This is a genomic window from Micromonospora sp. NPDC005806 (assembly GCF_042871425.1).
Taxonomy (GTDB): Bacteria; Actinomycetota; Actinomycetes; order Mycobacteriales; family Micromonosporaceae; genus Micromonospora.
On the sequence record NZ_JBIAIL010000005.1, the window covers coordinates 154,715 to 181,278 of the forward strand.

The window sequence follows — 26,564 nt, forward strand, 5'->3', positions numbered from 1 at the left end:
GCGAGACGAAAGACCCGACACGGAGCGACGGACAGGGGCCCCAGGGCCCTTGATCATTGTCCCGGGTCGGGTCGAGCCGATCGCGATCCGCGGGCAACCGCGGCGACCGGCGTAGCGATCCGTGACCTGGACAACCGGGGATCGGTCCGCGCGCGCCGACGTCGTGTCCTGTCCGCCGAACCCGCGCCCCGCGCCCTGGCGCGGCCGGTGCGAGAAAGTGGCCGAGGGTGGCAGCGGAGGACAACAAGAAGTACGGCGCCGAGTCGATCACCGTCCTCGAGGGGTTGGAGGCGGTCCGGAAGCGGCCCGGTATGTACATCGGGTCCACCGGTGAACGCGGTCTGCACCACCTCGTGTGGGAGGTCGTCGACAACGCGGTGGACGAGGCGCTCGCCGGATACTGCGACACCATCGACGTGGTGCTGCTGACCGACGGCGGCGTACGGGTCACCGACAACGGGCGCGGCTTCCCGGTCGACCTCCACCCCAAGCTGAAGAAGCCGGGTGTCGAGGTCGCGCTGACCGTGCTGCACGCCGGCGGCAAGTTCGACGGCAAGGCGTACGCGGTCTCCGGCGGTCTGCACGGCGTCGGCGTCTCCGTGGTCAACGCCCTCTCCACGAGGATGGCGGTGGAGATCCACAAGGACGGCTTCGTCTGGCGGCAGCAGTACACCAACTCCAAGCCCAGCCCGCTGGAGAAGGGCGAGACCACCGACCGCACCGGCTCGGCGGTCTCCTTCTGGCCCGACCCGGACGTCTTCGAGACCGTCGAGCTGGACTTCCAGACCATCTACCGGCGCCTGCAGGAGATGGCCTTCCTCAACCGCGGCCTCACCATCCACCTGCTCGACGAGCGGGTCGCGGAGGGTGAGGAGGGCAAGCCGCGCGAGGTCACCTTCCTCTACAAGGGCGGTATCGCCGACTTCGTCCGGCACCTCAACGCCTCCAAGAACCCGATCCACCGGACGGTGGTCGAGTTCGGGGCCGAGGAGGACGGCATGTCGGTTGAGATCGCCATGCAGTGGAACGAATCGTACGGCGAGTCGGTCTACACCTTCGCCAACACGATCAACACGCACGAGGGCGGCACCCACGAGGAGGGCTTCCGGGCCGCGCTGACCAGCGTGGTCAACCGCTACGGCGCGGACAAGAAGCTGCTCAAGGGCGACGAGAAGCTCTCCGGCGAGGACATCCGCGAGGGCCTGGCCGCGATCATCTCGGTCAAGCTGGCCAACCCGCAGTTCGAGGGCCAGACCAAGACCAAGCTCGGCAACACCCCGGTGAAGAGCTTCGTGCAGCGGGTGTGCAACGAGTGGCTGGTCGACTGGTTCGACCGGAACCCGGCCGAGGCCAAGACGATCATCCAGAAGGCCTCGCAGGCGGCCCGGGCCCGGATCGCCGCCCAGCAGGCGCGCAAGCTGGCCCGGCGCAAGTCGCTGCTGGAGTCCGGCTCGATGCCGGGCAAGCTGGCCGACTGCCAGTCCACCGACCCGCGCGAGTCCGAGGTGTTCATCGTCGAGGGTGACTCCGCCGGCGGCTCGGCCAAGCAGGGGCGCGACCCGCGTACCCAGGCGATCCTGCCGATCCGCGGCAAGATCCTCAACGTGGAGAAGGCCCGGATCGACCGGGTGCTGAAGAACAACGAGGTCCAGGCGCTGATCACCGCGCTGGGCACCGGCATCCACGACGACTTCGACATCGAGAAGCTGCGCTATCACAAGATCGTGCTGATGGCCGACGCCGACGTCGACGGCCAGCACATCCAGACGCTGCTGCTCACCCTGCTGTTCCGCTTCATGCGGCCGCTGGTCGAGCTGGGCCACGTCTACCTGGCCGCCCCGCCGCTCTACAAGATCAAGTGGAACAAGAAGGGCGACGACGCCCAGTACGCGTACTCGGACCGGGAGCGGGACGGGCTGATCGCGCTGCGTCAGCAGAAGAAGCCCAACGCCCGGCCGGACGACATCCAGCGGTTCAAGGGCCTCGGCGAGATGAACTATCCCGAGCTGTGGGAGACCACGATGAACCCGGCCACCCGCACCCTGCGCCAGGTGACGCTCGACGACGCCGCAACCGCCGACGAGCTGTTCAGCGTGTTGATGGGTGAGGACGTCGAGGCGCGCCGGTCGTTCATCCAGCGCAACGCCAAGGACGTGCGGTTCCTCGACATCTGACGGACGACGCCGGGCCGGCGGGAGATCCACTGGCCGGCCCGGCGATCCACAGAGTTATCCACAGTCTGGCCGGTTTCCACAGCCGTTATCCACAGCACGAAAACGACTCTGAGTCTGATAAGGGTTAACAGTGACCGATACTCCCGAGTCCACCCCGAACGAGCCGGAGACCCCGGAGACACTGGCCGCGGTCGTGGCGCACGACCGGATCGAGCCGGTCGGCCTCGAGGTCGAGATGCAGCGCTCGTACCTCGACTACGCGATGAGCGTCATCGTCGGGCGGGCCCTGCCGGACGTCCGGGACGGGCTCAAGCCGGTCCACCGCAAGATCCTCTACGCCATGTTCGACTCCGGCTACCGGCCGGACCGTGGCTACGTGAAGTGCTCCCGCGTCGTCGGTGACGTGATGGGTCAGTTCCACCCGCACGGCGACTCGGCCATCTACGACGCGCTGGTCCGGATGGCGCAGCCCTGGTCGCTGCGCTACCCGCTGGTCGACGGCAACGGCAACTTCGGCTCCCCGGGCAACGACCCGGCCGCGGCCATGCGGTACACCGAGTGCAAGCTCGACCCGCTGGCCATGGAGATGCTGCGGGACATCGACGAGGACACCGTCGACCTGCAGGACAACTACGACGGCCGGGCCAAGGAGCCCACCATCCTGCCGTCCCGCATTCCCAACCTGCTGATCAACGGCTCCGAGGGAATCGCGGTCGGCATGGCCACCAAGATCCCGCCGCACAACCTGCGCGAGATCGGCGCGGCCGTGCAGTGGTGCCTGGAGCACCCGGAGGCCGACGAGGCGACCACCCTCGAGGCGCTGCTGGAGATCGTCAAGGGCCCGGACTTCCCGACCCATGGCCTGATCGTCGGCCAGGCCGGCATCCAGGACGCGTACCGGACCGGGCGCGGCTCGATCCGGATGCGCGCAGTGGTCGAGGTCGAGGAGGACAAGCGGGGCCGCCCGGCGCTGGTGGTCAGCGAACTGCCGTACCAGGTGAACCCGGACAACCTCGCGGAGCGGATCGCCGAGCTGATCAAGGAGGGCAAGCTCGGCGGCATCGCAGACATCCGCGACGAGTCCTCCGGTCGTACCGGCATGCGGATCGTGCTCGTGCTCAAGCGCGACGCGGTCGCCAAGGTGGTGCTGAACAACCTCTACAAGCACACCCAGCTCCAGGAGACCTTCGGCGCCAACATGCTGGCGCTGGTCGACGGCGTGCCGCGCACGCTCAACCTGGCCCAGTTCATCCGTTACTACGTCGAGCACCAGATCGAGGTCATCCGCCGGCGGACCGCGTTCCGGCTGCGCAAGGCCGAGGAGCGGGCGCACATCCTGCGCGGTCTGGCCAAGGCGCTGGACGCACTCGACGAGGTGATCGCCCTGATCCGGCGCTCGCCCACCGTCGAGGATGCCCGCCAGGGCCTGATCCGGCTGCTGGAGATCGACGAGGTCCAGGCGACCGCGATCCTCGACATGCAGCTGCGCCGGCTGGCCGCCCTGGAGCGGCAGCGGATCCTGGACGACCTGGCCAAGCTCGAGGTGGAGATCGCCGACCTCAAGGACATCCTGGCCAAGCCGGAGCGGCAGCGGCGGATCGTCTCCGAGGAGCTGGGCGAGATCGTCGCGAAGTGGGGCGACGATCGGCGAACGAAGATCATCCCGTTCGAGGGCGAGGTCTCGATGGAGGACCTCATCGCCCGCGAGGACGTGGTCGTCACCATCACCCGCACCGGGTACGCCAAGCGCACCAAGGTCGACCTCTACCGCTCTCAGCGCCGGGGCGGCAAGGGCGTCAGCGGCGCCAGCCTCCGTCAGGACGACATCGTCAGCCACTTCTTCGTATGCTCCACCCACGACTGGATCCTGTTCTTCACGAACAAGGGCCGGGTCTACCGGGCCAAGGCGTACGAGCTTCCCGAAGCCAGTAGGGTGGCCAAGGGCCAGCACGTGGCCAACCTGCTCGCCTTCCAAGCGGACGAGCAGATCGCGCAGATCATCGAAATCCCGAACTACCAGGTGGCCCCCTACCTGGTACTGGCCACGAAGAACGGCCTGGTGAAGAAGACTCGGCTCGAGGAGTTCGACTCCAACCGTTCCGGCGGAGTCATCGCGATCAACCTGCGCGATGAGGACGAGCTGGTCGGTGCTGCCCTCGTCGCCCCGACCGACGACCTGCTGCTGGTTTCCAAGAACGCCCAGGCGATCCGGTTCAACGCTTCCGACGAGGCGCTGCGCCCGATGGGTCGGGCCACCTCCGGCGTCATCGGCATGCGGTTCAGCGAGGAGGACGTCCTGCTTGCTATGGAGGTCGTCCGTGAGGGTATGGACATGGACGTGCTGGTCGCGACGAACGGGGGATACGCGAAACGTACCCCGATCGAGGAATACCCGGTCCAGGGCCGGGGAGGTAAGGGCGTGCTGACTGCGAAGATCACCGAGCGACGCGGTGGTCTGGTCGGTGCGGTGGTGATCAGCCCGGACGACGAGCTGTTTGCTATCACCAGCAACGGCGGCGTCATCCGGACTCCGGTGAAGCCTGTACGCCGTACGCGTGACCGGAACACAATGGGGGTTAAGCTGATGGACCTCCCGGACGGCGTGACTATCGTGGCGATTGCTCGCAATGCCGACGAGCCTGACGAACAGGACTAGTTGATGACGGAGACACAGGCGAAGTCGGGGAACACGGGGACCTCGGCCAACCCGGTCGACGAGGAGGCCGCACAGGGCGGTACACCAGCGACCGGCCGCGCGGCCGTGGGCCGGGCCACGGTCCCCGCCGATGCGCCTGCCCCGAAGTTCACCCGGGCCCCCGGCATGACGCCGCCGCCGGACAAGCCCGCGGAGGACTCGGGCGCGAGCGAGAAGACCGAACAGGCCAAGGCCGACACCCCGGCCCCCGGCGACTCCCCGGCCGCCCCCACGGCGACTGCGGCGACCGCGGCGAAGCCGGCCGCCACGGCGACACAGCCGCTCAAGCCGACGGGTACGGCCAAGCCGTCGACCGGCACCACCGGCACCCAGCCGCGCATCGGGGCCGGCCTTGGCAAGCCGTCACCGGACGGTGCCCGGGCCGGCGTCACCGGCCGCCCCGTCAACGGCGGCGGCCTGCCGCCGGGCATCAGCGGCGCGGCCGCCGTCGGGGCCGCGCGCGTCGGTGAGGCGGTACGCGCCGCGCGTACCTCGGTCAGCTCGGCCGCGTCGCGCGGACCACGCCGGGCCCGGCTGAACCTCAAGCGGATCGACCCGTGGTCCGTGATGAAGTTCGCGTTCGCGGTCTCCGTGGTGCTCTTCATCGTGGTGGTCGTCGCCACCTCGGTGCTGTACCTGGCCCTGGACGCGATGGGCGTGTTCAAGAGCGTCAACGACAGCCTGACCGACCTGGTCAGCGCCAGCGGCAGCCAGGGCGGCGGCTTCCGGATCACCGCCAAGGGCGTGATCCTCAGCTCCGCGCTGATCGGCCTGGTCAACGTCGTGCTCTTCACCGCCCTCGCCACCCTCGGCGCCTTCGTCTACAACGTCTGCGCCGACCTGGTCGGTGGAGTCGAGCTGACCCTCGCCGAGCGGGACTGAACCAACCGACGACGCCGGGGTGCCGCGTAAAGCGGTCGCCCCGGCGTCGCGTATCCGGGTAGGTTCGTTCATGGCGCGGGTGACGTCGCCACCGACCCCCCGATTTGGGGCCGGCGGCGGCGATGGGTTAACCTTGCTCGTCGCTACGCGGGGCTATAGCTCAGTCGGTTAGAGCGCAGAGCTGATAACTCTGAGGTCGCTGGTTCGATTCCAGCTAGCCCCACCGCACATCGTCCGACGGTGCAGTCGAGCGCGAGGGGTCCGCCCATGTTCAAGAAGTTCCTGATCCTCGCCGGCATCGTCGGCGTGGCCGCTGTTGTGGCCAAGAAGGTGAAGGCCTCGAACGACGAGCGCGCCCTGTGGCACGAGGCGACCACCGCGCCGGACCTCCGCTGACCGTCCCTCCGACTGCCAGCACCGGGCGACTTCGCCCACCCTCGGGGCCCTAGCTCAACTGGCAGAGCACTGCCTTTGCAAGGCAGGGGTTAGGGGTTCGAGTCCCCTGGGCTCCACCAGCACAAACACCGGTTGGCCTCGCTCCCGAGTACAGCCATTCGTACAGCCAAGCGGTCACGCCGTCCCCTCCTCGCCCAGAAGGCGATCGATGGCCGAGGCAGCCTGACGAGCCCGCGCCGGCAGGACGTGCCCGTAGGTGTCTGCCGTCATCCGAATCGTGGAGTGCCCCAGCAGCTCCATCACCGTTCGCAGCTCCTCGCCCTGGTCGAGGAGGAACGTGGCGAAGGCGTGCCGCAGGTCGTGCAGGTGCAGCCAGTCCAGTCCGGCCACCGCACGGAGCTGCTCGAAGCGGCGGTTCACGTTCCGCGGCTCCATCGGCGTTCCGATCGTGCTGGCGAAGACCAGGCCGTGATCCGACCACACCTCGCCGGCGGCGAGCCGCTCCTTGGCCTGGCGCACCCGCTGCAACTCCAACGCCCGCACCGCCAGGCCCGACAGCGGCAGCGGGCGGCTCGACCGGTGCGTCTTCGGCGGCACGAACTCCAGGCCTTGATCGGTTCGCTGGAGCGTTTGCCGAACAAACAGCGCCTTCCTCGCTAGGTCGACATCGGACCAGCGTAGCCCCAGCAGCTCAGCCCGCCGGAGCCCGGTCGCCAGCGCCAGGACGAACAGCGACTCCAACCGGTCCCCGGTGACCACCGACAGCAGCGTCTTGGCCTCCTCCGGCGTCAGCGCACGCCGCTCAGCCCGACCGAGGGCCGGCGGTTTGGCCGCCTTGGCGACGTTGCGCGGGACCAAGTCCATCCGCTCAGCGTCGGCTAGGGCGACGCGCAGGACCGCGTGCACCTTGATGATGCTGGCCGGCGCGAGCTTGCCCCGGAGCCCGGTGAGAAACCGCTGCACATCCCGAGGTGTCAACCGGTCGAGCTTGACCCCGCCCAGGCCCGGCACCAGGTGCGTAGTGACCGCAAGGCGGTAGCGAGCCAGGGTCGACGGGCGGGTGCCATCGTGCGTCTTCACGTCCCGCAGCCACTCGGTCAGCCAGGCTTCCAAGGTCCGACGCTGCGCCGTGAGGTCGACGCCCAGCTGTAGTTGGCGCCGCAGCTCGTCCCGCTTGCGGACAGCCTCAGCCTCACTCTTGGCGTAGACGTATTTCCGTTTCCGCTTGCCGTCGATCCAACCGAGGTCGATCACCGCCGCCCAGACACCCGGGCGCTGCTCGTACACCGAGCCCTCACCATGGGCACGACGACGCCGGCCCGTCATGCCGCGAACTCCTCAGTTGCCGAGAGGAAGTCATCAATCGCAGTCAGCGGAATGAGGCGAGCCCGCCCTGCCTTGATCGACCGCAGCCGTCCCGATCGCATCAGGACATACACGGTGTCTCGACACACGCCGAGCAGGGCCGCCGCTTCAGCCGGACGAACACTCTTCCTCTCGCTCATACTCCCTCCCCTTCCTGATCTACCGACTGAGCCGAGCAGATTGCCGAAACATCGGGCGGGTCGGTGGCCCGTCTCGCGGCGTCGAGCTTCGCCCGCCATTGGATGCGTTCGGAGATCGCTCTGAGGACCCGGTGGCCGAGGGGCGGGACGTCGGGGTCGGAGGGTTTGGCGAGTTCCCACGCGTGCCTCACCGCGTCGGAGCCAGCCGGGGCGGTGTCGGCGTCGGTGGTGACACCGAGCAGGGCTTTGACCCACTCGCGGCGGTCGGCCCGGTGGTCGGCCAGGGTTTTGCCGGACCACTGCCGGGAGATGAGGACGCGTCGGCCGCCGATGCCGAGGGTTTCCCGCTTGTGGACCTTGTTCTTGCAGTTGCCCGGCTTCAACCCGGGCCGGGCCTTTTTCGGCTGCACGCCGTAGAGCAGCCAGTTCGCGCACCGCTCCGAACATGGCGTGTGCCGCAGCTCGGCCCAGAGCCGTTCGAGGTGTGCCCGCTGCCGTGCGGTGGTGACGTCGTGGCAGTCGGCGGCTTGCTTGGTGAGGTATTTGGTGATGTAGCCGACGCACCGGTCGGCGTCCTTGGTGCCGGCGAGCACGCCTTTGGCGTCGACTTGGACGCCGAAGCGGACGACGTGCACGGGTTGGGCGTCGGGGTCGGCGTCGACGAGGTCCAGGGCGTCATCCCAGGTTGGCAGGAGCCGGCCGGTGTCCGGGTCGGTGTAGCCGTCGGCGGCCGAGTCCCACTGCGGCGCCCGCCCGGGTTCGTAGACCAGCTCGTCGGCGGGTGGCCACCACACCTGGTGGTAGGTGGCGGCGGCGAGCTGACGGACGAGGGCGCGGGGGATGGTGCCGCGCAGCGCGAAGTGAGCGTGCGGGGCAAGCCGTCGTTGCGGCTCGACCGCGCCTGCGTATTGGACGTTCCAGCCGACCGCGCGGCGCAGGTTCTGCCAGAACCGATCGAGGAGGCGGGGGAAGTGCACGGCGTCCCAGGCGGCGCGCTGGTAGTCGTAGCTGTCGGGGTCGACGGGGGTGCCGTCGGAGTGCACGCGGCCGTAGGAGTCGAGGGTGAGGGTGAGGAACATCGACGGCCGGAACACCTGCCCGGCGTGACCTTCGAAGGTACGGCCGATGGTGCGGTTGTCGACGGGGAGGCGGGGCAGGTCAGGGGCGTCCTGCCGCCGCTTGGTCGACCGCACCCGACGCTTGCCGTCGCCGTCCTCCTGGTCGTCGGTGGCGTGAGGCGGGGCGGGTCGGCCCCGGAGCCCTTCGGTGGTGATCTGGTCTTCCAGCTCTCGGATCGCGTCGTCCAGGTCCGCGACCTGATCCCACTGCGACGACCGGGTCGCCTCGTCGCGGGCGAACTCGAGATGCGCCCGGACGACGATCAGCGCCCGTTGCGCGTCGGTGGCGGGTTGGGGGCCGGGGTCGGGTTCGTCGTCGCGGTGCCAGCCCTCGCGGATCTGCTGCTGCCGCAGCTTCCGTGCCCGCTTGGCGCAGGCCGGGCACTTGGCTGCCTGGGTGGCCCCGCAGGGCAGGTCGATCACTTCCGTCTGCCCGGAGTCGAGGTCAGTGCGGCGCAGGGAGACGGGGCGGGTGCAGACGCCGTAGTCGGCGGCCAGGTCGGCCACGACGTCGACGGAGCGGGGCATGAGCATCCGGGCGGCCCGGGAGCCCGGCCGCGGCTCCACCGGGGTGGGGTCGAGGCCGGGCAGCGCCGGAGTGATGGTCATCGGCTCACCTCCCGAGTCAGCGGGGTGCCGTTGCGGCGGACGAACGCGGTCGACGGCACCGGAACGACCGGGGCCGGGCGGGTCGACTCGACCGGGACCAGGGCGACCGGTTCCGACGCGGGCGCGGCCGGTGTCGGCTCGACCGGTGGGGCCACCGAGGGTGGGGCAGGTTCGTCGGCAGGGGTCGGGGTGGTGCCGAGGATGAGCTTGGACAGGCCCATGAACGCCAGGGCCGGGACGGCGGACAGCAGCCAGCCGGTCAGGCCGGGTTTGGCGACGGCGAGCTGTGCGGCGAGGGAGAGGACGACGGCGGCGATGAGCAGGAACATCGGGTAGCCGATGGGGCCGCCGGTGCGTTTGCGGCGGCGAATAGTGAGCAGGGCGGCGACTGGGACGAGTTCGGAGATGACGGCGTTGGCCCAGCCGAACCACTGCCCGGTCCCTTGCGGTGAGTTGTTGAGGGTCCAGTCCTTGACGTGGGTGAACGAGGCGGCCCCGGCGAAGCCGGCCACGGTGAGGAGGATGACGACGAGGACCGGGCCCTCGACGCGTTCGGCGTGGCTGTGGGTGGGGTGGGGTTTCATGCGGCACCGTCCAGGACTTCACCGTCGATCACGCGCAGCCGGCCGTAGGTGTGGGCCATGTCGCGGATCTCGTCATCGGTCAGGTAGGAGAACCGGACCCGCATCGGGGTCGGGTCACCGTCGATGACCACGAAGCCGACGCCGGGCAGGGACTGCGGGATGCGGTCGCACAGGGCGCCCCGGTCGCGCATCCCGTCCCCGAGCACCAAGTCCACCTGCGCCGCCTCGGCTAGGCGCAGCCCGATCCGGGTCGGGAACAAGTCGCGGAACGGCAGGACTTCCTTGCGTGGGTCCTGGATCGCCGCGACGACGTGCACGCCGACCGCCCGCCCTTGTGACAGCAGGATCGACAGGGCGGCCTTGATCCGGTCCTTGAGCTGCCGGTCGGTCAGGTAGGCGGTCAGGTTCGCCAGCTCGTCAATGACGAGGACGATCAGCGGCTCATCCGGCGTCGGGACGTGCTGGCGGGTCCGGCCGTGCAGGTTGCGCGCGCGGTTGCGGGCCAGGGCGGCGGCGTCCTCGATGAGCTCGGCCATGGCCGGGTAGTCGCGGCAGGCGAACCGGGCGAACATCGGCGCACCGATCCCGAGTTCCATGCCGCCCTTGGGGTCCAGGCCCCAGAGCTGGACGAGGCCGGTGGTGACTCGGGCGGCGAGCGAGCGGACCACGGACCAGATCACTGAACCCTTGCCCGACCCGGTGGCGCCCACGACCAGGACCTGAGTGCCGAACAGGCGCAGGTCGTAGCCGTCGCCGTCCTCCTGCCGGCCGACCGGCAGGGCGGTGAACTCCGGCACCGCCGGCACCGGCAACGGCCGAACCAGCTTGGCGAGAGGGTCACCGCGGAACAGGGTCAACAGCACCAGGTCGGTGCGCCGGCCGGGTGCGGCCTTGACCTGCCGGACACCAAAGGTGTGCGCCAACCTCTCGGAGACGCGGGCGAAGTCGTCCGGAATCTGGCCGGTGACCATCCGCACCGTCACCACATCCACCCCGGCACCGCAGCGGACGCCCTTGAGGATCGGCAGGACGGTGTGCCGGTCGAAGGAGATGGCGAGGCGGGCGGTGACCATCGCCGCGTGCCACTTGCGGCGGTAGATCCAGCGGCGGTAGCAGGACAGGACCGGCCACCACCCGAGCCGCAGGAACGAGTCCCGATGCGCCACGTACCAGGCCCCGGAGACGAGCGGGACGGCGGCGACCAGGCCGACCGGACCCGCCCAGCCGAACCGCAGATACAGCCAGCCGAAGACCACCGTCGGGGCGGTGACGTACCAGAAGCGGAGCAGCAGCCAGACGAGGCGGCAGAAGCCCTTGAGGGTCCACCAGGTCAGCGCCAGCCACGTCGGTACCCGCAGGACCGGGGTACGGACAGTGATGGGGGCGGGGTCGATCCGGTCACCCCGGATCACGTTCACTAGGGGCATCGGTCAGCCCTCCCCGACAGCGGCGGCAAACAGCGAGCCCTGACCCGGCGAGCCGGGACGACGGCGAACCACCCGGCGACGGACCGGGCGGGTGGGGACGATGGCGGCGAGGTCGACCGGCCCGGACAGTGGGGCGGGGACGTGGCGGGTCATGGTCGGCAGCCACCGGCCCCGACCGAGGACGGCCCGCAGGTCGACGCGGTCAGAGACGTGCGGGGCGATCAGGTCCGGGTCGAGGTGGCGTAGCTTCACCACCGTCCGCGCCAGTGCGGCGGCGGCGGCGGAGATCTCCACCAGAGCGGCCACCCGCACGGCATCGGCGGGCATGGTGGTGTAGACCTCGCGGGCCGCCCGGATACCGGGGCCAGCGAGGCGCATCACGGTGCGGCGGTGGGTGCGGCGGTGCGGGGCGGGGCGCGGGTTCCCGGCGATGCGGGCAGCGTCAGCTAGCGTGGGCATCAGCCCAACTCCTTCCAAGGAGAACAGGTGAAGCGCGGGGCGGGAGTCGACTTGGCGGAAGAGGCCCGCCCCGCGCATCGAGATCTGGTCAGGCCGCCTGCTCGGTCGCGGCGGCGGCGTCGGTCATCGCGCCCGCGCGGATCGACCACGCCTGACGCGCCCGGCACTTCCCCGACCCCTTGCACCGCTGCGAGTCCACGTACGGGGTCAGGGTCACGTTGGTGAACATCACCGCCGGCGGGTAACCCGGGATCTTCGACGCCGGCGGCACCGGCTGCACCGGAGCGGCGATCTTCACCTTCACCTCCTTCGACCCGCCGAACTTGCCGGCCTCCGGGTCCAGGTCCAGAACTTTCACCACCCACAGACGCTCGCCCGTGTCCTTGTCACGCGCCTGGTCATCACCCTGACCGCGCTTGTCGAAGTCCGTCACCGGCTCCACACCCAGGCACAGCGCGCCCTGCGGGAAGACGTAATCGAACGGAACCGGAACCTTGACCGTGTTCGGGACTGCCATCCCTGACCTCCTGGTCTCAGCCCTCCCGATCGGAAGGGAGCTTGTAGACATGTCTGCCAAGTGCATTGATGAAGAGGCTAGGTGTTACTTAGCAGACAAGTCAACAAGTTTCCTTCCACATGTCGGGATGGCAGACATGTGAACAGGTGAGAGGTAGCGTGACGACGTGATCGAACGTGACTGGCGGCCCCGGTATGTCCAGCTTGCCGAGGAGCTGCGCGACAAGATCCTGAGTGGGGAGATGCCCGCTGGGAAGCCGATGCCGAGCGAGACCGAGCTCGCGGCATCCTCCGGTCTCTCGCGTACAAGCGTGCGCAACGCCCTCCGCCAGCTCCGCGAATGGGGCCTGGTCCGTGCCGAGCAGGGGCGCGGCACCTACGTCCGCGCGCCACGCGCACGAGTGCGACGCAGGAACATCGAGCGTTATCAGTGGGAGAAGGACCGCGTCCACCAGTCGGAGGACGAGCGAAGGTCGACCGGAGGTACCGAGCGCGACACCGGCCTGACGGTCGACGACCTCCAGTTCCACGCGCGCTACCGGACCCTGCCAGCTACCGACGACCTCGCCCGCCGATTCGGCATCCCGACCGGAACGCAGCTTCTCCAACGGCTCTATTGGACCAGCGCCAAGCACGAGGACGCCCCACTGAGCATGTCCCGCTCGCACCTGCTCTATGACATGGTGGCAGCGAACCCCGCACTGCTAGACGAGACCAGCGAGCCGTGGCCCGGCGGCACGCAGCACCAGCTCTCAACGGTCGGCGTCGAGGTCGACCGCATCACCGACGAGGTGACCGCACGGCCGCCAATGCCTGACGAGGCGGACATCTTGCGAATCGAGCCCGGCGTCTCCGTTCTCGCCCTCTACAAGACGTGCATCGACACCACCGGCAAGGTGGTCGAGGTGGCCGAGGCGGTCTACCCAGGCGACCGGACCGAACTTGTCTACGACATCAAGCTCAAGCGGTGGAGCAAGCGGTGAGAGTCGTCTCGATCATCACGCCCGTTCACGAGATCAGCGCACCCTACCTGACAGACGCGTACGCCTCACTGCTCAAGCAAGAGCTGCCCGCCGGATGGCAGTGGCAGTGGCTAGTCCAGGAGGACGGCGAGACCGGCACCATTGCCGATTTCCTGCCAAAGGACGAGCGGATCAGCTACGGCATGGGTCGACACGGCGGACCGGGCGTTGCCCGCACCCTCGCTCTCGGCCGTGCCGAGGGCGAACTCGTCAAGGTCCTCGACGCCGACGACCAACTCACGGAGGGCGCGCTCGCGCGAGATATCCGCACCCTCGACGAGCATCAGGACGTGGGTTGGACGACCGCACGGGTGCTCGACCTTATGCCGGACGGGTCCACCGTCGGCTGGGAGCACAGCGACCCACCCGGCGGCCCGTTCGAGCGCGGCACCGTCTACGAGCATTGGCGCCAGCACCACCGGCTTCCCGTGCACCCCGCGACGCTGTGCGCCCGGCGGCAGCTCCTTCTCGCGCTGGGCGGCTGGATGGCCCTGCCGACCTCCGAGGACACCGGCCTGCTCTTCGCCCTCAGCATCATGAGCCGCGGCTACTTCATCGCGGAGCCCGGCCTGCTCTACCGCAAGTGGCCCGGACAGATCACCGGTCAGGACACCCACACGGACGCGCGCCAGCGCGCCGAGCGGGAACGGATCATTCAGGCACGAGCCGAGGCACTGCTCGCACTGTTCCCCACCAAGGCCGCGCACCAGATTCACGAGCATCTGTCGGAGCCTGCCGAATGACACCGGCGTCCCCACCGTTGTTGACCCGGCTCGCCGTCCTACTGGGTTGGAGGGATCGGCAGACATCGAAATTGACCTCGATCCGGCGCCAAGACAAGCTTTCCTTCATGGCTATGGCGATGCTGGCGGCAACCGGAGTGTGGTCGCTGACAGCAATCACGGATGAAAACCGCAGAGCAGTAGTTGGACTCCTCCCGTTCCTGGCAACAGCGATTGTGCTCTTCTACCTAGCTGGCCCGGCAGCGTACATCGCGGTGACAAAGACGCATGTCGTGGTGGCTAACCCTATGGTGAGATACGATGTGCCGCGGTCACTCGTCGATGGGGTTCAGGGCCTTCCGCGCCTCAGCATCGAATTGCGGGTGCTGGGGCATCCAACCATTGATATCAGGGCATTGATCCCTGGAGCGGGTGGTGGGCACAGGCTGACTGCCGCCGGATATGAACGAAGGCTGAGGTCGATACTGTGGCTCATGGAGGACACGCCGATGGTGGCGATCGCCGGCCCCGTAGTGCGCAGGTGGCGGCAGGGGCATGTACTGCTTCTGGTTGCCTGCCTGGTGGGCGTGATTGCCTCAGTCGTCTACCTGGCAGTGGGCTCGCCATCCAGGGCGTAACGATCGAAGGATCCACACACGCTGTGATCCGACACGCGCTGTGATCCGACACCAGATCCGCGACATTCATCCGCCAACTGATGTGCGACAGATCCAGCGGCCTAGGGACGGCAGGTTGGCCGCCGACGAAACGTCCTGTCATGCCGATGAGCATGCTGTTGCCGGTCCACAGGACACCTACCATCGGGACGTGCAGAACACCCACGACTTCGGTCACGACCGATACCGACGAGAAGAGTTCTGGACGCTGTTGACAACCGCCATGACCCAGCAGGAGGCTGAGGAGGCGGCGCGGCTCGTCCGTGAGCGCTTTCCTGAGGTCTTCGCCGACGCGGTGGATCCACGCGACTGGATGACGCTGCACCTTGACCGTTCAACCGCCGAGATGCTGCGAGATGCGGTCGCCATGTTCGTGGCAGTGGGTGGTGACGCCGGCGGCATGCTGGAGGAGTTCGAGGGATTCCTAGCTATCGCGAACGCCGGCGAACGGGAGGGCTGACAACTTCCGGATTTGCCGCGATCAGCGCGCTGAGGTGTCGCAGATCAGTTGACGGAGGACACCACCGAGTCCGTTCGCACTGCCGAATAAAGCTCTTAAGGATCAAGGCGGCCCGCAAGCGGGCCGCGCCGGCCCGGCCCCGGCCTGCTGGCGACCTCCGGCCGGCATCGGCCGGGCCGGCCGGCCACGCTGACAGACGACCAGGACCATGAAGACCTCGGGGCTCCGCCCCGAACCCCGACCCTCCTCAGAGATGCCGCCGCGGATCACCTCGACGGACACCACAAGGGCTACCAGCCTCCCCGAACGGGGCCAAGGTCGTTCGGCTGGTGAGGCGCTCCACCTTGTCCCCGTTCGGGGAGGCTGGAAGGTCGGAGACTGCCCGACGAGGAGATCCGCCCCAGCCGGCGGCCAGTCCCGCCCATCTGCTGCGTTGAGCCCTAGCGAGCACCGGGGAGCGTGCCGAGCAGGCTGTCAGCGCCCTTGCGGACCGCCTCGTCTTGGTCATCGAGCAGTGTCGCAAGCACCGTTTGGAGGCCCTTACGCTGAGGATCAGTCGAGTCAAGCCAGAGGCCGTAGCTGGTGGCGCCGTAAAGGTAGTCAGCGATCTCTGTTAGGTGGATGTTGTCCTTCGCTGAGTCAGCTCGATGCCAGGCTGCGGCGAACGGACGGAGCGCTGCTCTGTCACAACGCTTGATCAAGGCTTCCGCTGTGTCCTGAACGGGAGAGGTGTTGTCGTCATCCAGCAGGAGCTCCAGGAGCGCCTGGTCGACGGCGTCGGATCCAGCGAACCGGCTCAGCTCGGTGCCGGCACGCGCCCGCTCCGAGAAGTCATCTGACTTCGCCAGACGCAACAGTGTCTCGACCGAGTCCATCAAGAATGCACTCCTCTGAAGTGCTCGTGGGCGGATCCCTCACCGCCGGCTACCAACCTGACGGCTAGGGCGGGTAGATCTTTCGCCAACGGCAACCTACCGGCGCCCCAGCTGGCCCGTGCCCCTTGCGTGCCCGATCGGACGGGCGTCGAAGGTCAACGGCGGTCAGCTTCTGGAGGTGGCTGCCAGCATGGCGGCGCAGGTCAAGCAAGTCATTGCCGAGCGATCGCTGCCCGTGTCCACACTTCCTAAACCGCGTGGCGCCCACGGCGGCGCTTGACAACCGCCATTGAGACTCTTCCGGTAGGGCGCTCCACCTTGTCCCCGTCCGGGGAGGCTGGACGGTCTGCCGACTGCCCTCGACGAGGAGATCCACTCAAAACGCCAATGCCCATGCCACGCTGGCGACGGCTGTGACAAGCAGGCCGAGACGTATCGCCGCCGTGGTCCGCCTGGGTGCCTTCTGCGGATTTACTGCTGTGGCTGCTGTCAGAATCACGGCGGCGGGTAGGTGAGCGAAGAGCCCGAAGAACACGCCAAGGACCGCCAGGACGAGTAGCAACCCCACAACAATCCAGCACGTGACCTGGAACGCTCGCTCACGCCGAATCGCAAGAGGGATCGCTACCAGGACCGACGGAAACCAGACGATCATCCACAGCCAGGGGTATCCGCTCGTGAGCCAGGCGGCGGCGAGAACCGAAGTCAGTAGCGCACCGCATGCGAGTAACTGGGCCGGAATCGGCACAACAGCCGGCGCAAACGGCCCCAGCGGCGGACTGCCGGCGGCGGGCTCGGGGGCGGGCACGTCGTGATCATGTCAGACCGAAGCGAGTATCTGTACAGCCATCCGTACAGCCAAGCCGACCGACGAGCGCCGGGGGAGAACGGCAGCGGCCGACAAGCGATGCAGGTCAGCGGCGAGGAGCGACGTAGGCCGACAGGAGTCTTGATCTTTGCAAGGCAGGGGTTAGGGGTTCAAGTCCCCTGGGCTCCACCAGCACAAACACCGGTTGATCTCGCTCCCGAGCCCCTCGGTGCAAGCGTCAACGCCGCCCTGCACCTGGGCGTCGTGATCATCCTGATGCTCGTCATGCTGCTGATCGACGGCCACCGTCCCGGCGCACCACTCGGCCGCGCGGCGCGTACATGATCACCGCGTCGCCCGCCAGGCAGATCGCCGCGCTGGTCAGGTCCCACCGGTCCGGCCGGAATCCGTCCACCAGCACCCCAAGCCAGCGACCCGGCGACGAATACGAGGATCTGCCGCGGCATTGCTGCCGGTTGCTCGGCGCCGGCAGCAGGGCCCCGTGCAATCCACGCTCTTCACACACCGATGATCAGCGGTGGCCGCACCCGTTTCCCCCCAGCCCCCACCAGCAAGATCACGACCCACGGCTGGAGTACTAGCTCATTGAGAATCGGGTCGGGTCTACTTTCGGTGCAGTTCGGCTCCGAGGCCGTGGGTTCGGGACGCCTGGTGCGGTTTGCTGGACGCTGGCACGATGTCCGCCATGACGATCTCCGACCCCAAGGCAGACCTGCTCGACTACCTGCAAGGGGCTCGCGGTGCGATGTTGTGGAAGCTCGACGGGCTGACCGAGTACGACGCCCGCCGCCCGCTGACGCCCACCGGGACCAACCTGCTGGGGCTGGTCAAGCATTTGGCACGTGGCGAGTTCGGGTACTTCGGCGAAACCTTCGGGCGTCCAAGTGGCGCCGTCGCGCGATGGCCGGAGGGCGAGCAGGCTTGGGTTACGTGGGCACTGCCGACAGAGTCGCGCGAGTCCATCATCGGTCTGTACCGCCAGGCCTGGGCGCATGCGGACGCGACGATCGAGGCGCTGCCGCTGGACGCGGTCGGCCGGGTGCCGTGGTGGGGCGATGGCGGCGAGGTGACGCTGCATCAGATCTTGGTCCATATGACTGCTGAGACGCAGCGCCATGCTGGTCATGCCGACATCGTCCGTGAGCTAATCGATGGCGCGGTCGGCCTTCTCAGCACGTCGACCAATATGCCGTCGGATGCGGCGACATGGGCCGCCCATCGAGACATGGTGGAGCGGAATGCGCAGGAGGCCGGCCGACAACGGCCAGGGTCTACGCTGTCACCTGCGGCCACCGCATGATGCGCGACCAGCTCGCGGTGGCGTCGAAGCGCCTGTTCCAGAAACGGGCCAGCGGCCCGCTCCGCCGGCTCTTGGCTGACTTCGGGTACGGCTTGTCGAACAGGTGACCGTCAATCTCGATCACGACACGCTCGACAGTCAGAGTCGGTATGTGGAGCGGTCCTTGCGGTTGGAGTGCGACGACGGGTAGACCGCCTGGCGAGGTCAGGACCGACGGAGGCGTTGCTTGCGCCGCCGCCGCCGGGCTCGACCACGTCCGGTCTCGGAAGTCTCGCGAGGACGGCGCACCCTGACCCGGGGCTTCAGCGGTCGTCCAGCGAGCATGCACGCCACGGCGGTCATGGTGAAGACCACGAGCCAGATAATCACCGCGGCCGGACCATCGACGTCGTCCGGCAGGCGTGGATCGACCAGGCCCTCCGGGTCCCGTATCACCGTGACCCGCGCGCCGACCTCGCCTTCGGGATTGTGGCTCGCACCGATCTCCGCGCCCGGCCACCCGCCCAGCTCGCCGGGAATGCGTGTCCCCTCCAGATCCGCCAGCGCGTAATAGAGGTGGCGCCCCTTCTCGGTACCGTCGCGTACCTGCGTCACGGTGGCCTCGACCCGCTTGCCGCGCGCTTCGAGGACGGCCGTGTAAAAGCCCATCGCGCTGGCGAACATGAGCAGCCCGGACAAGAGCCACGCCAGCGACAGCAGGCCCATGCGGGGAGGTTGTGCGGGAGTGGTCACGAGCACCGCCGCCCCCAACGCGAGGCACCACAGGATCGCGCCCGGAACGGCCACCGTGTCCGCCCGGATCCATGTGGTCGCGACCAGTGCGCCGCCGAGTGCCGACACGACGGTCAACACGGCCAGATACGCCGCACCGAGCTGATTCACCAGCCGGAGATCGCGAATCGACACGAGCCGAAGTGTAGAGCGCCGGTGCAACGCTATGCGGCCGCGCGCGATCTGGTTCGTGCCCTTCCATACGGAGGTTCCGGGCTCAGCTCCGACGCTCGCGTGAAACGCGGGCCCCGACCTTCTCGACCCACTCCTGTGACCGGCGCTTGTCGGCGTCCTGGATCGCGTGTCGGACAGCTAGGCGGATCACCCAGTAGAGGACAAGCAGGATCAGCACGTAGAAGAGAACGGCCGCGATCGAGGCTTCCATGATCGTGAACCATAGGGGTTGCCCGTTGGTGCCGCTACAGCCGATTCATACAGCCGAGGCACAGTAGCCGAGCCGGCGGAGCGAGGGCGGTAGGGAGGGCCCTCACACCTTGTTCGTCATTTCGTGTCACTCACTCGGGCCGTCGACCTAGATGGTGAAGGTGAAGTAGCGGTAGGCGCCGTACGTCGTGTAGTTGAGGCTGTCGCCGGAGGTGCCGGCGATGTAGGCGGCGCGGACCCGGTACTTCACGCCGGTCATGTGCGTGCCGGTGAGGGTGTACGTGGATTTGCCGGTGCTGCTCAGGGGCAGCAGGTACGACTTCCAGGTGTGCCATGCGCCGCTGGAGTAGTACTCGAAGATGAGCTTCTGCTTGCGCCCGCGGTTCGGGGTCATGGTGGTGGTGAAGACCGGGTTCCTGGTCTTGTGGAAGTAGTAGTAGCCGCTGCTGGTCTTGTAGAAGTAGCTCACGGCCGTGCTCACACTGACCTTGGTGTAGAGGTTCGACTTGACCGACCGGGCCGCGTACCTGGCGTCCCCCCTGAAAAGCGCGGTGACCACGGTGTTGCGGGTCAGGCGCAGGTTCACGGTCAGGTTGCCGCTGCTGTCGACGATACCCTTGACGAGCAGCTTGTTGGCCTGGTCGCTGCCGGCCGGATCGGCCCAGATCTCCACGGTGCGGTTGGTGTAGGTGCTGCCCAGATGGGCGGTCATGGCGACGGTCGTCCCGTAGGTGTTGACCGTGCCGCTGCGGTTCAGCGTCAACGTCGGCGTGGCCAGCGACACGGCGATCGTGGCGGTGGCCGTGGCCCCGAGATGGGTGTCGTCGCCCGCGTACGCGACGGTATAGGTGACGTTTCCGCCGGCTGGCGGCGCGTCGACGACCGTGAAGTTCCCCGACGCGTCCGTGGTCACGCTGGCCAGCGGCGTGCCGGACGTCGACTCCATGTCGGTGCGGGTCACGGTCAGCGCGGTGCCGGCCGGGAGCGAGCCGGTGATCGTGCCGACGATGGTGAGCGACGCCGCGCGGGCGGCGCTGGTCGGCGCACTCAGCGCGATCGCGGTGGCGACCGGCTCGTTCAGCGCCCGGAAGCCGATCAGGCCGTTGTTGTCGGTGACGACGAACAGGCGACGGCCGTCCGGCTGCCAGACGATCCCGTTCGCCATCACCTGGTCCGGGCCCGGGTGGTTGACGAGCATGGAACCCGGCATGTCGAAGGCCTGCAGCGCGGTGGTCGAGCCCGCGTCGTAGGTGTAGAGGTCGGGCGTGCCGATGTCGGTCCGGGTGGCGACAGCGACCCGGCCGTCCGGGGCGGTGTCCACCGCGTAGCCGACGGTGTTCAGATAGCTGCCGACCGTCGAGAGATCGGTGCTGGACAGCTGGAGCGCGCCGCCGGCACCGCCCACCACGACCTGGCTGCCGTCCGCGGAGAGCGCAAGGTCTCGCAGGTAACTGAGGCCGTCGATGGACTTCTCGACGATCTGCTGCTCGGTGCCGGTTGAGACGTCGTAGACGGCGACGTGGCTTCCGGAGGTGCGGCTGCCCTCGGAGAGTGCGATCAGGTTGGGCGCGCCCGGGTTGGCGGCGATGAGCGGCGCGCCGTAGTACGGGCTGATGCCGGTGGAGCTGTGCAGCGTGACGGTGGACGAGGCTGGGTCGATCGAGCCGAAGTTGCCGCTCGCGACGCCGTCGTCGTAGGAGAACCAGAGACGACCGCCGGCCACGACGACGTCACGCGGGTAGATCTTGTCGCCCAGCGTGATGCGCGCGGTTTCGGCGTACGTCGTCGTGGAGTAGCCGACGATGACGTGCGAGTCAGGCACGGCGGCGTAGAGGGTGGCGGCGTCCGCAGCCAACGTCAGGCCGGCGACGCCTGGAAGGTTCGTGATGGTCGCGCCATTCGACCCGTCGTAGCCGGTGTAGGAGGTGGACGCGATCAGGCCGTTCGTCGGGTCACTGGCGATCAGCCTCTGGTGCACACCGTCGACCACCAGGTCACCGAGCGAGTCCAGGAGGGCTGGAAAGAAGTACTCGCTGTCCGGTGCCGGGGTGATGACCCCGGTATCGGCCAACGCGCTGACCGCGCCGGAAGAGACGAAGAACCCGGTGGTCCCCGCCAGAACGGCGGCGGCCACAACCGCACGAACAGTCCGTGCGCGCACGTAGCACCCCCATGAATCACGCGCCCCGAATCGGAGCACGGCCCAGGCGACCCTACGTGGAAGATCGCCTCGCTTGATCAGTCAAACGGCCGAGACGATACGGGAGCGTCGCGACGGGCACCACCACGGCCGTAATCCCGTTGCCGCGTCGGGGCGGCCCTCGGAACCATCACCGGAATGCCGATCGTGGTCCGTGCCCTGTCGCCCGAAGACTGGCCCCAGCTCTGGCCCATGTTGCAGGACATGGGCGTCAACGACGAGCAGCCAGATGTCCAACGCCAGCGATACCTACGACTTCTCGCGGGCCCGCGCTGGGTCATCCTCGGCGCACAGCACGGCAAGAAGCTCGCCGGGTACGCGGCCGCCCAGGACCACGGTCCGCACCTCCGGGCGGGCGACGATCATCGGGTGGCCCGGCTGCACGATCTCTATGTGCGCCCGGAGCTGAGGTCGGGCGGGGTGGGCCGCGCCCTCATGGCGGCGGTACGGGACTGGGCCGCGCAGCGGGTGCGGTATCTGGAGTGGCAGGCGCACCGGGAACGGGCCGCGCCCTTCTACGAGCGCCTCGGCTATCAGGGGATGGCCTGTCCTCAGCCGGACTACCCCACGTTCGAGGTTGATCTCCGGTCCGCCGCGACCGAACGGGCGGACGGACGCCGGCCGGGTCAGTAGTGGTAGGCCGCGTCCTGCAGCACGTCAGCGATGAGCTGCCAGGACGGCTGCTCCGGTCCGGTACGGCCGGTGCGGCGCCGCATGCGGGCCCGGTCCCGTAGTGCAGTGGCGCAGGCGGCCAGGAACTGGTCCAGCTCCGGGTTCACCACTGCGTCCGGTGCGCGGGCCACGTCGTCGGCGAGCCACTGCAGCCAGGTGACCAGGTCGTCGACGCTGTCGACGCGCTTGCGCGGGCGCTCGTCGGTCATCGATCCTCCTGTGCTCCGCTGGGGGTACGGACCTGCCTACCCCTCGCCTCGGCGAAGGAACGCCGCGCGGTCAGGACCCGGCGGCGTCGGTGAGGACCTGGGCCAGTGCATGGGAGGTCTGGCGGACGATGCCCGGGTTGGTGTCCCAGTAGTACGGCAGGGCGATCACCGCCTGGAGCAGGACCCAGCCGCGGCCGCGCAGCCAGGCCGCATCGTCCACCTCCAACTCGGCGCGGAACCGCTCCCGGCTGCGGCCGGCGAAGACGTTCCACGCCGGTTGCAGGTCGCAGGCGGGGTCGCCGACGTTGAGGCCGCCGAAGTCGATGACGGCGGAGAGCCGGCCGTCGACGACCAGCAGGTTGCCGGGTAGCAGGTCGCCGTGCACCCACACCCCGGGCCCGGCCCAGGCCGGCGCGTCCAGCGATTCCTGCCAGGCGCGCAGCACCGCGTCGCCGTCGATGCGGTCGCCGAGCTGCGCCACCGACCTGCGGACGCCCTCGTCGAACTCGGCCAGGTCGCCGCCCCGGGCGCGCGGCGGCCGGGGGTGCGCACCGGTGGTGTCCACGCGGCGCAGCGCGGCGATGAACGTGGCCAGGTCGACGGCCGCCCGCTCCAGGTCGTGCAGGGCGCCGTTGGCGTTCTCGCCGGGCAGCCACTCGTAGACCGACCAGTCGAAGGGGTAACCCTCGGCCGGGCAGCCCATCGCCAGCGGGACGGGGAGGGTGAGCGGCAGGTGCGGGGCGAGCCGGGGCAGCCACTCGGCCTCCTTCGCCGCCTGCCGCGTGGCCCAGCCGATCCGGGGCAGCCGGACGGACAGCGACTCGCCGAGCCGGTAGATGTCGTGGTCGGTCCCGTACGAGGGGACGAGCCGGAGCGGCAGATCGGCCCAGCGCGGGAACTGCCCGGCGAGCAGCCGCCGGACCAGGTCCTCGTCGGTCATCACCTCGTCGGCGTGCATTCTCACCCGGCTCATGCCGGCCATCCTGTGGCGGGACGTTCCCGGCGGGCAACCGGGTTTCCGGGGAGGACGGGACGGCGGCCCGCCGTACCGGGCGACGGGCGGCAGGCTAGCGTCGGTGCGTGAGCACCGGATCCCCGCGCGTCCTGCCGGCCGACAGCGGCATCGCCGAAGCCGCCTCCGTCCTGCGTGCCGGAGGGCTGGTCGCCTTCCCCACCGAGACGGTCTACGGGCTGGGCGCGAACGCGCTCGACGCCCAGGCGGCGGCCCGGATCTTCGCGGCGAAGGCCCGGCCCAGCTTCGACCCGCTGATCAGCCACCTGGCCGACGCCGCCGACCTGCCCGACCTCGTCGGCGAGGTGCCGCCGGCGGTCACCGCGCTGGTCGAGCGCTTCTGGCCCGGTCCGCTCACCCTGATCGTGGACCGGCCGGCGGCGATCCCGCCGATCGTGACCTCCGGGCTGGACACCATGGCGGTGCGGGTGCCGGACGAGCCGTCCGCCCGGGCGCTGATCGCCGCCGCCGGGGTGCCCGTCGCCGCGCCCAGCGCCAACCGGTTCGGGCAGCTCAGCCCCACCCGGGCCGAGCACGTGGTGGCCGGACTGGGTGACGCGGTGGACGTGGTGCTCGACGGCGGACCGACCCGGTGCGGCATCGAGTCGACCATCGTGGACGCCCGGGGCGAACGACCGGTGGTGCTCCGGCTGGGCGCGCTGCCGGTGGAGGCGCTGATCGAGGCGATCGGGCCGGTCGACGTACGACCGGGCAGCTCCGGCCAGCCGGTGGCACCCGGGACGCTGGCCGCGCACTACGCCCCGCGTACGCCGCTGCGGCTGGCGTCGGCGGAGTCGGCACCGGGCGACGGTGACCGGCGTGGGTTCCTGGCCTTCCGGGAGCGTCCGGCCGTCAGTGGGTGGGCGGCGGTGGAGGTGCTGTCGGCCGAGGGCGACCTGACCGAGGCGGCAGCGCGGCTCTTCGACGCCCTGCACCGGCTCGACGCGGCCGGGGTCACGGAGATCGTCGCCGAGCCGGTCCCGGAGGTCGGGGTGGGGCGGGCGATCAACGACCGGTTGCGGCGGGCCGCCGCCACCTGGCACTGACCGTCACAGGTCCAGCTCGCCGACCACCTGGTCGCCGCTGAGCTCCCCGGTGAGCCGGAAGCCGAGGCGCCGGTAGAAGCGTTCCGGGCCGTGCGGGCCGGGAACCCAGGTGGTGGTGAGCCGTTCCGCGCCCCGGTGGCGGAGCTCCTCGGCCAGCGCCGCTACGGCGAATCGGCCGTACCCCTGGCCCTGCTGGTCGGCGGCGATGGTCAGCCGCCACAGCCAGGACCGGACGTCGCTCGGGTCGTCCGGCCGCCACGCGATGTCGAGGAAGCCCATCAGGAAGCCCACCGGGCGGTCGTCGTCCACGATCAGCCGCGGCCAGGCCACCTCCGGCTGGGCGTACGCCTCGGCGAGCGACCGGGCGACCGGGGCGACCAGCCCCGCCTGGCCGGGTCGGACGGTGATCGCGCAGGCGGCCAGGACATTGTCGGGGGTGATCTTTTCCAGGCGTGGCGGCACGGCGGCACCCTAGCGGTTGTTCGGCGGCCACCTCGACTCTTTTACCGCAGCTCGGCGGCGATCCGGTCGGCGTCGGCGGTCAGGGCATCGTAGCCGTCGGCGGTGAGCCTGCCGTCGCGTCGCAGCTCGCCGAGCTTGTCCCGCAGCTTCTTGAGCTGTTCCTCGGCCTGGTCGGTGTCCCTCTCGGCGATCTCCTTCGCGTTCGCGTCCACTTTGGCGTGCAGGTCCCTCGCGGCATCTGGGTTCAACCGGCCGGCTTCCACCTGCTCCCGAATCGACTGGCGCATGCCGACGATCGGGTCAGCGGGTGGGGTGGGGCTCGACGTACGGGAGGTGGCCTGAGGGCTCGGTGTCGGGCTGGCCGGGTTGCGGGTGGGGGACGCGACGGCCCGCACCGTCGGCGTGGCGGGCGCGACGGTGAGCGGCACGGCCGGCACACGGGGCGCCACGGCGGTGGTGGCCGATGCCGGCGGCGTGGTCGGTCCCGCGAGCGAGGTGTGGTCGCCGCGGTCGAGCAGCGTGACGCCGGTCAGGGCGAGCAGTGCGACGCCGAGCACGGCCGCCGCCAGCAGCACCGCGCGTCGATGCCGTGCCGGCCGGGAGTCCGGCCCGGGTCGTGCCGCGAAGTCGGCGTCCGGCCTGGGCGGAAGAGCGATCGCCGGCGTGGACCGTTCCGGCCGGCCCGGGTCTGCCGGGGTGACCGACACGAGGGGAACCGGCGTGCCGGCCCGGGGCAGCAGGGCGGCGAGGCGGTCCCGGACTTCGGCCGCGCCGGTCGGCCGGTCGGCGGGATCTTTGGCCAGCAGTTCGACGGCCAGGGCGGCCAGCTCGGCGGGTACGTCGGGCCGGCGCTCGCGCAGCGGCGGGGGTGGCTCGTTAACGTGCTGGTGGAGCACGCTGAGCTGCTCGCCGACGAACGGCGGACGGCCGGCGAGCATGGCGTAGAGGGTGCAGCCCAGCCCGTAGAGGTCGGTACGGTGGTCCACCGGCTGGCAGAGGGCCTGCTCCGGAGACATGTACGAGCTGGTGCCGAGCTTGGTCGACGGCTCGGTGAGGGTCTTCTCCCCCTCTGCCCAAGGAAGGCGGGCGATGCCGAAGTCGCAGATCTTCACTGTGCCGTTGCCGGTGACGATCAGGTTGCCCGGCTTCACGTCACGGTGCACCACCCCCGCCGCGTGCGCGGCGGCGAGCCCGTCGCAGGTCTGTACGGCGATCGACAACGCCTGCAGGACGGTGAGCGGGCCGTCGGCGATCAGTGCGGACACGGTCCGCCCCGCCACCAGTTCCATGATCAGGTAGGAGTCGTCCCCCTCGGTGCCGAAGTCGTAGACAGCGACGATGTGCGGATGGGCCAGCCCGGCCGCCGCCCGGGCCTCCCGGTCGAAGCGTTCCGCGGCCATCGGCTCCTTCAGGCCGGCCGCGGCGAGCACCTTGATCGCCACCGGGCGGTCCAGGCGCAGGTCGCGCCCGCGCCACACCTCACCCATGCCGCCGCTGCCCAACAGCTCCTCGGACTGGTAGCGGCCATCCAGCAGACGTCTCAGCACGGCGTCACTGC

General features: G+C 69.3%; 27 protein-coding genes, 2 tRNA genes and 1 pseudogene. 13 read left to right on the plus strand and 17 right to left on the minus strand.

The window, feature by feature from the left end:
* Window positions 1–227 precede the first annotated feature (227 nt).
* The 6 genes from gyrB (at window position 228) to ACFYOS_RS08615 (ending at window position 6,266) form a co-directional block, all read left to right on the plus strand.
* Window positions 228–2,174, plus strand: coding sequence for a DNA topoisomerase (ATP-hydrolyzing) subunit B (gyrB, locus tag ACFYOS_RS08590; protein WP_387137098.1), 1,947 nt, complete (start codon window positions 228–230; stop codon window positions 2,172–2,174).
* 130 nt (window positions 2,175–2,304) lie between these two features.
* Complete coding sequence (gene gyrA, locus ACFYOS_RS08595) at window positions 2,305–4,830, plus strand: DNA gyrase subunit A (RefSeq protein ID WP_387137101.1); 2,526 nt, start codon at window positions 2,305–2,307, stop codon at window positions 4,828–4,830.
* 3 nt (window positions 4,831–4,833) lie between these two features.
* A complete protein-coding gene (locus tag ACFYOS_RS08600; RefSeq protein ID WP_387137104.1) occupies window positions 4,834–5,751 on the plus strand; it encodes a DUF3566 domain-containing protein in 918 nt (305 codons plus the stop codon).
* 149 nt (window positions 5,752–5,900) lie between these two features.
* Window positions 5,901–5,974, plus strand: a tRNA-Ile gene (locus tag ACFYOS_RS08605).
* Between the two features lie 44 nt (window positions 5,975–6,018).
* Window positions 6,019–6,147 (plus strand): DLW-39 family protein, encoded by a 129-nt coding sequence (locus ACFYOS_RS08610; protein ID WP_387137107.1) that lies wholly within the window; start codon window positions 6,019–6,021, stop codon window positions 6,145–6,147.
* A gap of 43 nt (window positions 6,148–6,190) precedes the next feature.
* Window positions 6,191–6,266: transfer RNA gene (locus tag ACFYOS_RS08615), tRNA-Ala, on the plus strand.
* Window positions 6,267–6,321: 55 nt separating this feature from the next.
* Here ACFYOS_RS08615 and ACFYOS_RS08620 read toward each other — a convergent pair.
* From ACFYOS_RS08620 to ACFYOS_RS08650, 7 genes are all read right to left on the minus strand, one after another.
* Complete coding sequence (locus ACFYOS_RS08620) at window positions 6,322–7,473, minus strand: tyrosine-type recombinase/integrase (protein ID WP_387137110.1); 1,152 nt, start codon at window positions 7,471–7,473, stop codon at window positions 6,322–6,324.
* On the minus strand, window positions 7,470–7,652 hold the full coding sequence (locus ACFYOS_RS08625; protein WP_387137112.1) for a helix-turn-helix domain-containing protein: 183 nt from the start codon (window positions 7,650–7,652) through the stop codon (window positions 7,470–7,472). The genes ACFYOS_RS08620 and ACFYOS_RS08625 overlap by 4 nt, the downstream gene beginning before the upstream one ends.
* Entirely contained in the window at window positions 7,649–9,379 is a 1,731-nt protein-coding gene (locus ACFYOS_RS08630; protein ID WP_387137114.1) for a replication initiator, read from the minus strand. Before ACFYOS_RS08630 ends, ACFYOS_RS08625 begins: the two co-directional genes overlap by 4 nt.
* Window positions 9,376–9,963, minus strand: coding sequence for a DUF2637 domain-containing protein (locus ACFYOS_RS08635; protein WP_387137116.1), 588 nt, complete (start codon window positions 9,961–9,963; stop codon window positions 9,376–9,378). Before ACFYOS_RS08635 ends, ACFYOS_RS08630 begins: the two co-directional genes overlap by 4 nt.
* Entirely contained in the window at window positions 9,960–11,390 is a 1,431-nt protein-coding gene (locus tag ACFYOS_RS08640) for an FtsK/SpoIIIE domain-containing protein (RefSeq protein ID WP_387137119.1), read from the minus strand. Before ACFYOS_RS08640 ends, ACFYOS_RS08635 begins: the two co-directional genes overlap by 4 nt.
* A 3-nt stretch (window positions 11,391–11,393) precedes the next feature.
* Window positions 11,394–11,849: a hypothetical protein gene (locus tag ACFYOS_RS08645; RefSeq protein WP_387137122.1), complete on the minus strand. Its 456-nt coding sequence runs from the start codon at window positions 11,847–11,849 to the stop codon at window positions 11,394–11,396.
* Window positions 11,850–11,937: 88 nt separating this feature from the next.
* The gene (locus ACFYOS_RS08650; protein ID WP_387137124.1) at window positions 11,938–12,366 is read right to left on the minus strand and encodes a hypothetical protein; all 429 of its coding nucleotides are present in this window, start codon (window positions 12,364–12,366) and stop codon (window positions 11,938–11,940) included.
* Window positions 12,367–12,532: 166 nt separating this feature from the next.
* On the opposite strand from ACFYOS_RS08650, the gene ACFYOS_RS08655 reads away from it, so the two are divergent.
* From ACFYOS_RS08655 to ACFYOS_RS08670, 4 genes are all read left to right on the plus strand, one after another.
* Complete coding sequence (locus ACFYOS_RS08655; protein WP_387137127.1) at window positions 12,533–13,348, plus strand: GntR family transcriptional regulator; 816 nt, start codon at window positions 12,533–12,535, stop codon at window positions 13,346–13,348.
* Window positions 13,333–14,130: a glycosyltransferase family 2 protein gene (locus ACFYOS_RS08660; RefSeq protein ID WP_387137129.1), complete on the plus strand. Its 798-nt coding sequence runs from the start codon at window positions 13,333–13,335 to the stop codon at window positions 14,128–14,130. Before ACFYOS_RS08655 ends, ACFYOS_RS08660 begins: the two co-directional genes overlap by 16 nt.
* Before the next feature lie 107 nt (window positions 14,131–14,237).
* The gene (locus ACFYOS_RS08665) at window positions 14,238–14,747 is read left to right on the plus strand and encodes a hypothetical protein (RefSeq protein ID WP_387137132.1); all 510 of its coding nucleotides are present in this window, start codon (window positions 14,238–14,240) and stop codon (window positions 14,745–14,747) included.
* A gap of 190 nt (window positions 14,748–14,937) precedes the next feature.
* Window positions 14,938–15,246, plus strand: coding sequence for a hypothetical protein (locus tag ACFYOS_RS08670; RefSeq protein WP_387137134.1), 309 nt, complete (start codon window positions 14,938–14,940; stop codon window positions 15,244–15,246).
* 440 nt (window positions 15,247–15,686) lie between these two features.
* Here the strand turns inward: ACFYOS_RS08670 and ACFYOS_RS08675 are convergent, their stop codons facing one another.
* The 3 genes and pseudogenes from ACFYOS_RS08675 to ACFYOS_RS08685 all read right to left on the minus strand — a co-directional run.
* Window positions 15,687–16,121, minus strand: a complete 435-nt coding sequence (locus ACFYOS_RS08675) for a hypothetical protein (RefSeq protein ID WP_387137137.1) — start codon at window positions 16,119–16,121, stop codon at window positions 15,687–15,689.
* 376 nt (window positions 16,122–16,497) lie between these two features.
* Window positions 16,498–16,929, minus strand: coding sequence for a hypothetical protein (locus ACFYOS_RS08680; protein WP_387137139.1), 432 nt, complete (start codon window positions 16,927–16,929; stop codon window positions 16,498–16,500).
* 283 nt (window positions 16,930–17,212) lie between these two features.
* Window positions 17,213–17,378 (minus strand): annotated as a pseudogene (locus tag ACFYOS_RS08685) (hypothetical protein); the annotation flags it as partial.
* Between the two features lie 257 nt (window positions 17,379–17,635).
* Here ACFYOS_RS08685 and ACFYOS_RS08690 point away from each other — a divergent pair.
* A complete protein-coding gene (locus ACFYOS_RS08690) occupies window positions 17,636–18,250 on the plus strand; it encodes a DinB family protein (RefSeq protein WP_387137141.1) in 615 nt (204 codons plus the stop codon).
* A gap of 204 nt (window positions 18,251–18,454) precedes the next feature.
* Here the strand turns inward: ACFYOS_RS08690 and ACFYOS_RS08695 are convergent, their stop codons facing one another.
* From ACFYOS_RS08695 to ACFYOS_RS08705, 3 genes are all read right to left on the minus strand, one after another.
* Window positions 18,455–19,156 carry a hypothetical protein gene (locus tag ACFYOS_RS08695; protein ID WP_387137144.1) on the minus strand — a complete coding sequence of 234 codons (702 nt, stop codon included), beginning with the start codon at window positions 19,154–19,156 and terminating at the stop codon, window positions 18,455–18,457.
* Window positions 19,157–19,238: 82 nt separating this feature from the next.
* Window positions 19,239–19,406: a hypothetical protein gene (locus ACFYOS_RS08700; RefSeq protein WP_387137146.1), complete on the minus strand. Its 168-nt coding sequence runs from the start codon at window positions 19,404–19,406 to the stop codon at window positions 19,239–19,241.
* A gap of 147 nt (window positions 19,407–19,553) precedes the next feature.
* Complete coding sequence (locus tag ACFYOS_RS08705) at window positions 19,554–21,605, minus strand: TolB family protein (RefSeq protein ID WP_387137150.1); 2,052 nt, start codon at window positions 21,603–21,605, stop codon at window positions 19,554–19,556.
* 138 nt (window positions 21,606–21,743) lie between these two features.
* On the opposite strand from ACFYOS_RS08705, the gene ACFYOS_RS08710 reads away from it, so the two are divergent.
* The gene (locus tag ACFYOS_RS08710; protein ID WP_387137152.1) at window positions 21,744–22,238 is read left to right on the plus strand and encodes a GNAT family N-acetyltransferase; all 495 of its coding nucleotides are present in this window, start codon (window positions 21,744–21,746) and stop codon (window positions 22,236–22,238) included.
* Here ACFYOS_RS08710 and ACFYOS_RS08715 read toward each other — a convergent pair.
* Both ACFYOS_RS08715 and ACFYOS_RS08720 read right to left on the minus strand, forming a co-directional pair.
* Entirely contained in the window at window positions 22,232–22,486 is a 255-nt protein-coding gene (locus ACFYOS_RS08715) for a hypothetical protein (RefSeq protein ID WP_387137155.1), read from the minus strand. The genes ACFYOS_RS08710 and ACFYOS_RS08715 overlap by 7 nt on opposite strands.
* 70 nt (window positions 22,487–22,556) lie before the next feature.
* Complete coding sequence (locus tag ACFYOS_RS08720) at window positions 22,557–23,459, minus strand: aminoglycoside phosphotransferase family protein (RefSeq protein ID WP_387137157.1); 903 nt, start codon at window positions 23,457–23,459, stop codon at window positions 22,557–22,559.
* Between the two features lie 131 nt (window positions 23,460–23,590).
* On the opposite strand from ACFYOS_RS08720, the gene ACFYOS_RS08725 reads away from it, so the two are divergent.
* Complete coding sequence (locus ACFYOS_RS08725) at window positions 23,591–24,544, plus strand: L-threonylcarbamoyladenylate synthase (protein ID WP_387137338.1); 954 nt, start codon at window positions 23,591–23,593, stop codon at window positions 24,542–24,544.
* A gap of 3 nt (window positions 24,545–24,547) precedes the next feature.
* Here the strand turns inward: ACFYOS_RS08725 and ACFYOS_RS08730 are convergent, their stop codons facing one another.
* Both ACFYOS_RS08730 and ACFYOS_RS08735 read right to left on the minus strand, forming a co-directional pair.
* Entirely contained in the window at window positions 24,548–25,006 is a 459-nt protein-coding gene (locus ACFYOS_RS08730; protein ID WP_387137160.1) for a GNAT family N-acetyltransferase, read from the minus strand.
* A gap of 41 nt (window positions 25,007–25,047) precedes the next feature.
* Window positions 25,048–26,553, minus strand: coding sequence for a protein kinase (locus ACFYOS_RS08735; RefSeq protein WP_387137163.1), 1,506 nt, complete (start codon window positions 26,551–26,553; stop codon window positions 25,048–25,050).
* Window positions 26,554–26,564: the final 11 nt, after the last annotated feature.

Bases quoted from the DNA above. Each gene is read 5' to 3' on its own strand.
- ACFYOS_RS08625 (WP_387137112.1), bottom strand. From the start codon at position 7,652: ATGAGCGAGAGGAAGAGTGTTCGTCCGGCTGAAGCGGCGGCCCTGCTC.
- ACFYOS_RS08630 (WP_387137114.1), bottom strand. From the start codon at position 9,379: ATGACCATCACTCCGGCGCTGCCCGGCCTCGACCCCACCCCGGTGGAG.
- ACFYOS_RS08665 (WP_387137132.1), top strand. From the start codon at position 14,238: ATGGCTATGGCGATGCTGGCGGCAACCGGAGTGTGGTCGCTGACAGCA.
- ACFYOS_RS08635 (WP_387137116.1), bottom strand. From the start codon at position 9,963: ATGAAACCCCACCCCACCCACAGCCACGCCGAACGCGTCGAGGGCCCG.
- ACFYOS_RS08650 (WP_387137124.1), bottom strand. From the start codon at position 12,366: ATGGCAGTCCCGAACACGGTCAAGGTTCCGGTTCCGTTCGATTACGTC.
- ACFYOS_RS08610 (WP_387137107.1), top strand. From the start codon at position 6,019: ATGTTCAAGAAGTTCCTGATCCTCGCCGGCATCGTCGGCGTGGCCGCT.
- ACFYOS_RS08715 (WP_387137155.1), bottom strand. From the start codon at position 22,486: ATGACCGACGAGCGCCCGCGCAAGCGCGTCGACAGCGTCGACGACCTG.
- ACFYOS_RS08620 (WP_387137110.1), bottom strand. From the start codon at position 7,473: ATGACGGGCCGGCGTCGTCGTGCCCATGGTGAGGGCTCGGTGTACGAG.
- ACFYOS_RS08700 (WP_387137146.1), bottom strand. From the start codon at position 19,406: ATGGAAGCCTCGATCGCGGCCGTTCTCTTCTACGTGCTGATCCTGCTT.
- ACFYOS_RS08690 (WP_387137141.1), top strand. From the start codon at position 17,636: ATGACGATCTCCGACCCCAAGGCAGACCTGCTCGACTACCTGCAAGGG.
- ACFYOS_RS08645 (WP_387137122.1), bottom strand. From the start codon at position 11,849: ATGCCCACGCTAGCTGACGCTGCCCGCATCGCCGGGAACCCGCGCCCC.
- ACFYOS_RS08675 (WP_387137137.1), bottom strand. From the start codon at position 16,121: ATGGACTCGGTCGAGACACTGTTGCGTCTGGCGAAGTCAGATGACTTC.
- ACFYOS_RS08720 (WP_387137157.1), bottom strand. From the start codon at position 23,459: ATGAGCCGGGTGAGAATGCACGCCGACGAGGTGATGACCGACGAGGAC.
- ACFYOS_RS08640 (WP_387137119.1), bottom strand. From the start codon at position 11,390: ATGCCCCTAGTGAACGTGATCCGGGGTGACCGGATCGACCCCGCCCCC.
- ACFYOS_RS08710 (WP_387137152.1), top strand. From the start codon at position 21,744: ATGCCGATCGTGGTCCGTGCCCTGTCGCCCGAAGACTGGCCCCAGCTC.
- ACFYOS_RS08600 (WP_387137104.1), top strand. From the start codon at position 4,834: ATGACGGAGACACAGGCGAAGTCGGGGAACACGGGGACCTCGGCCAAC.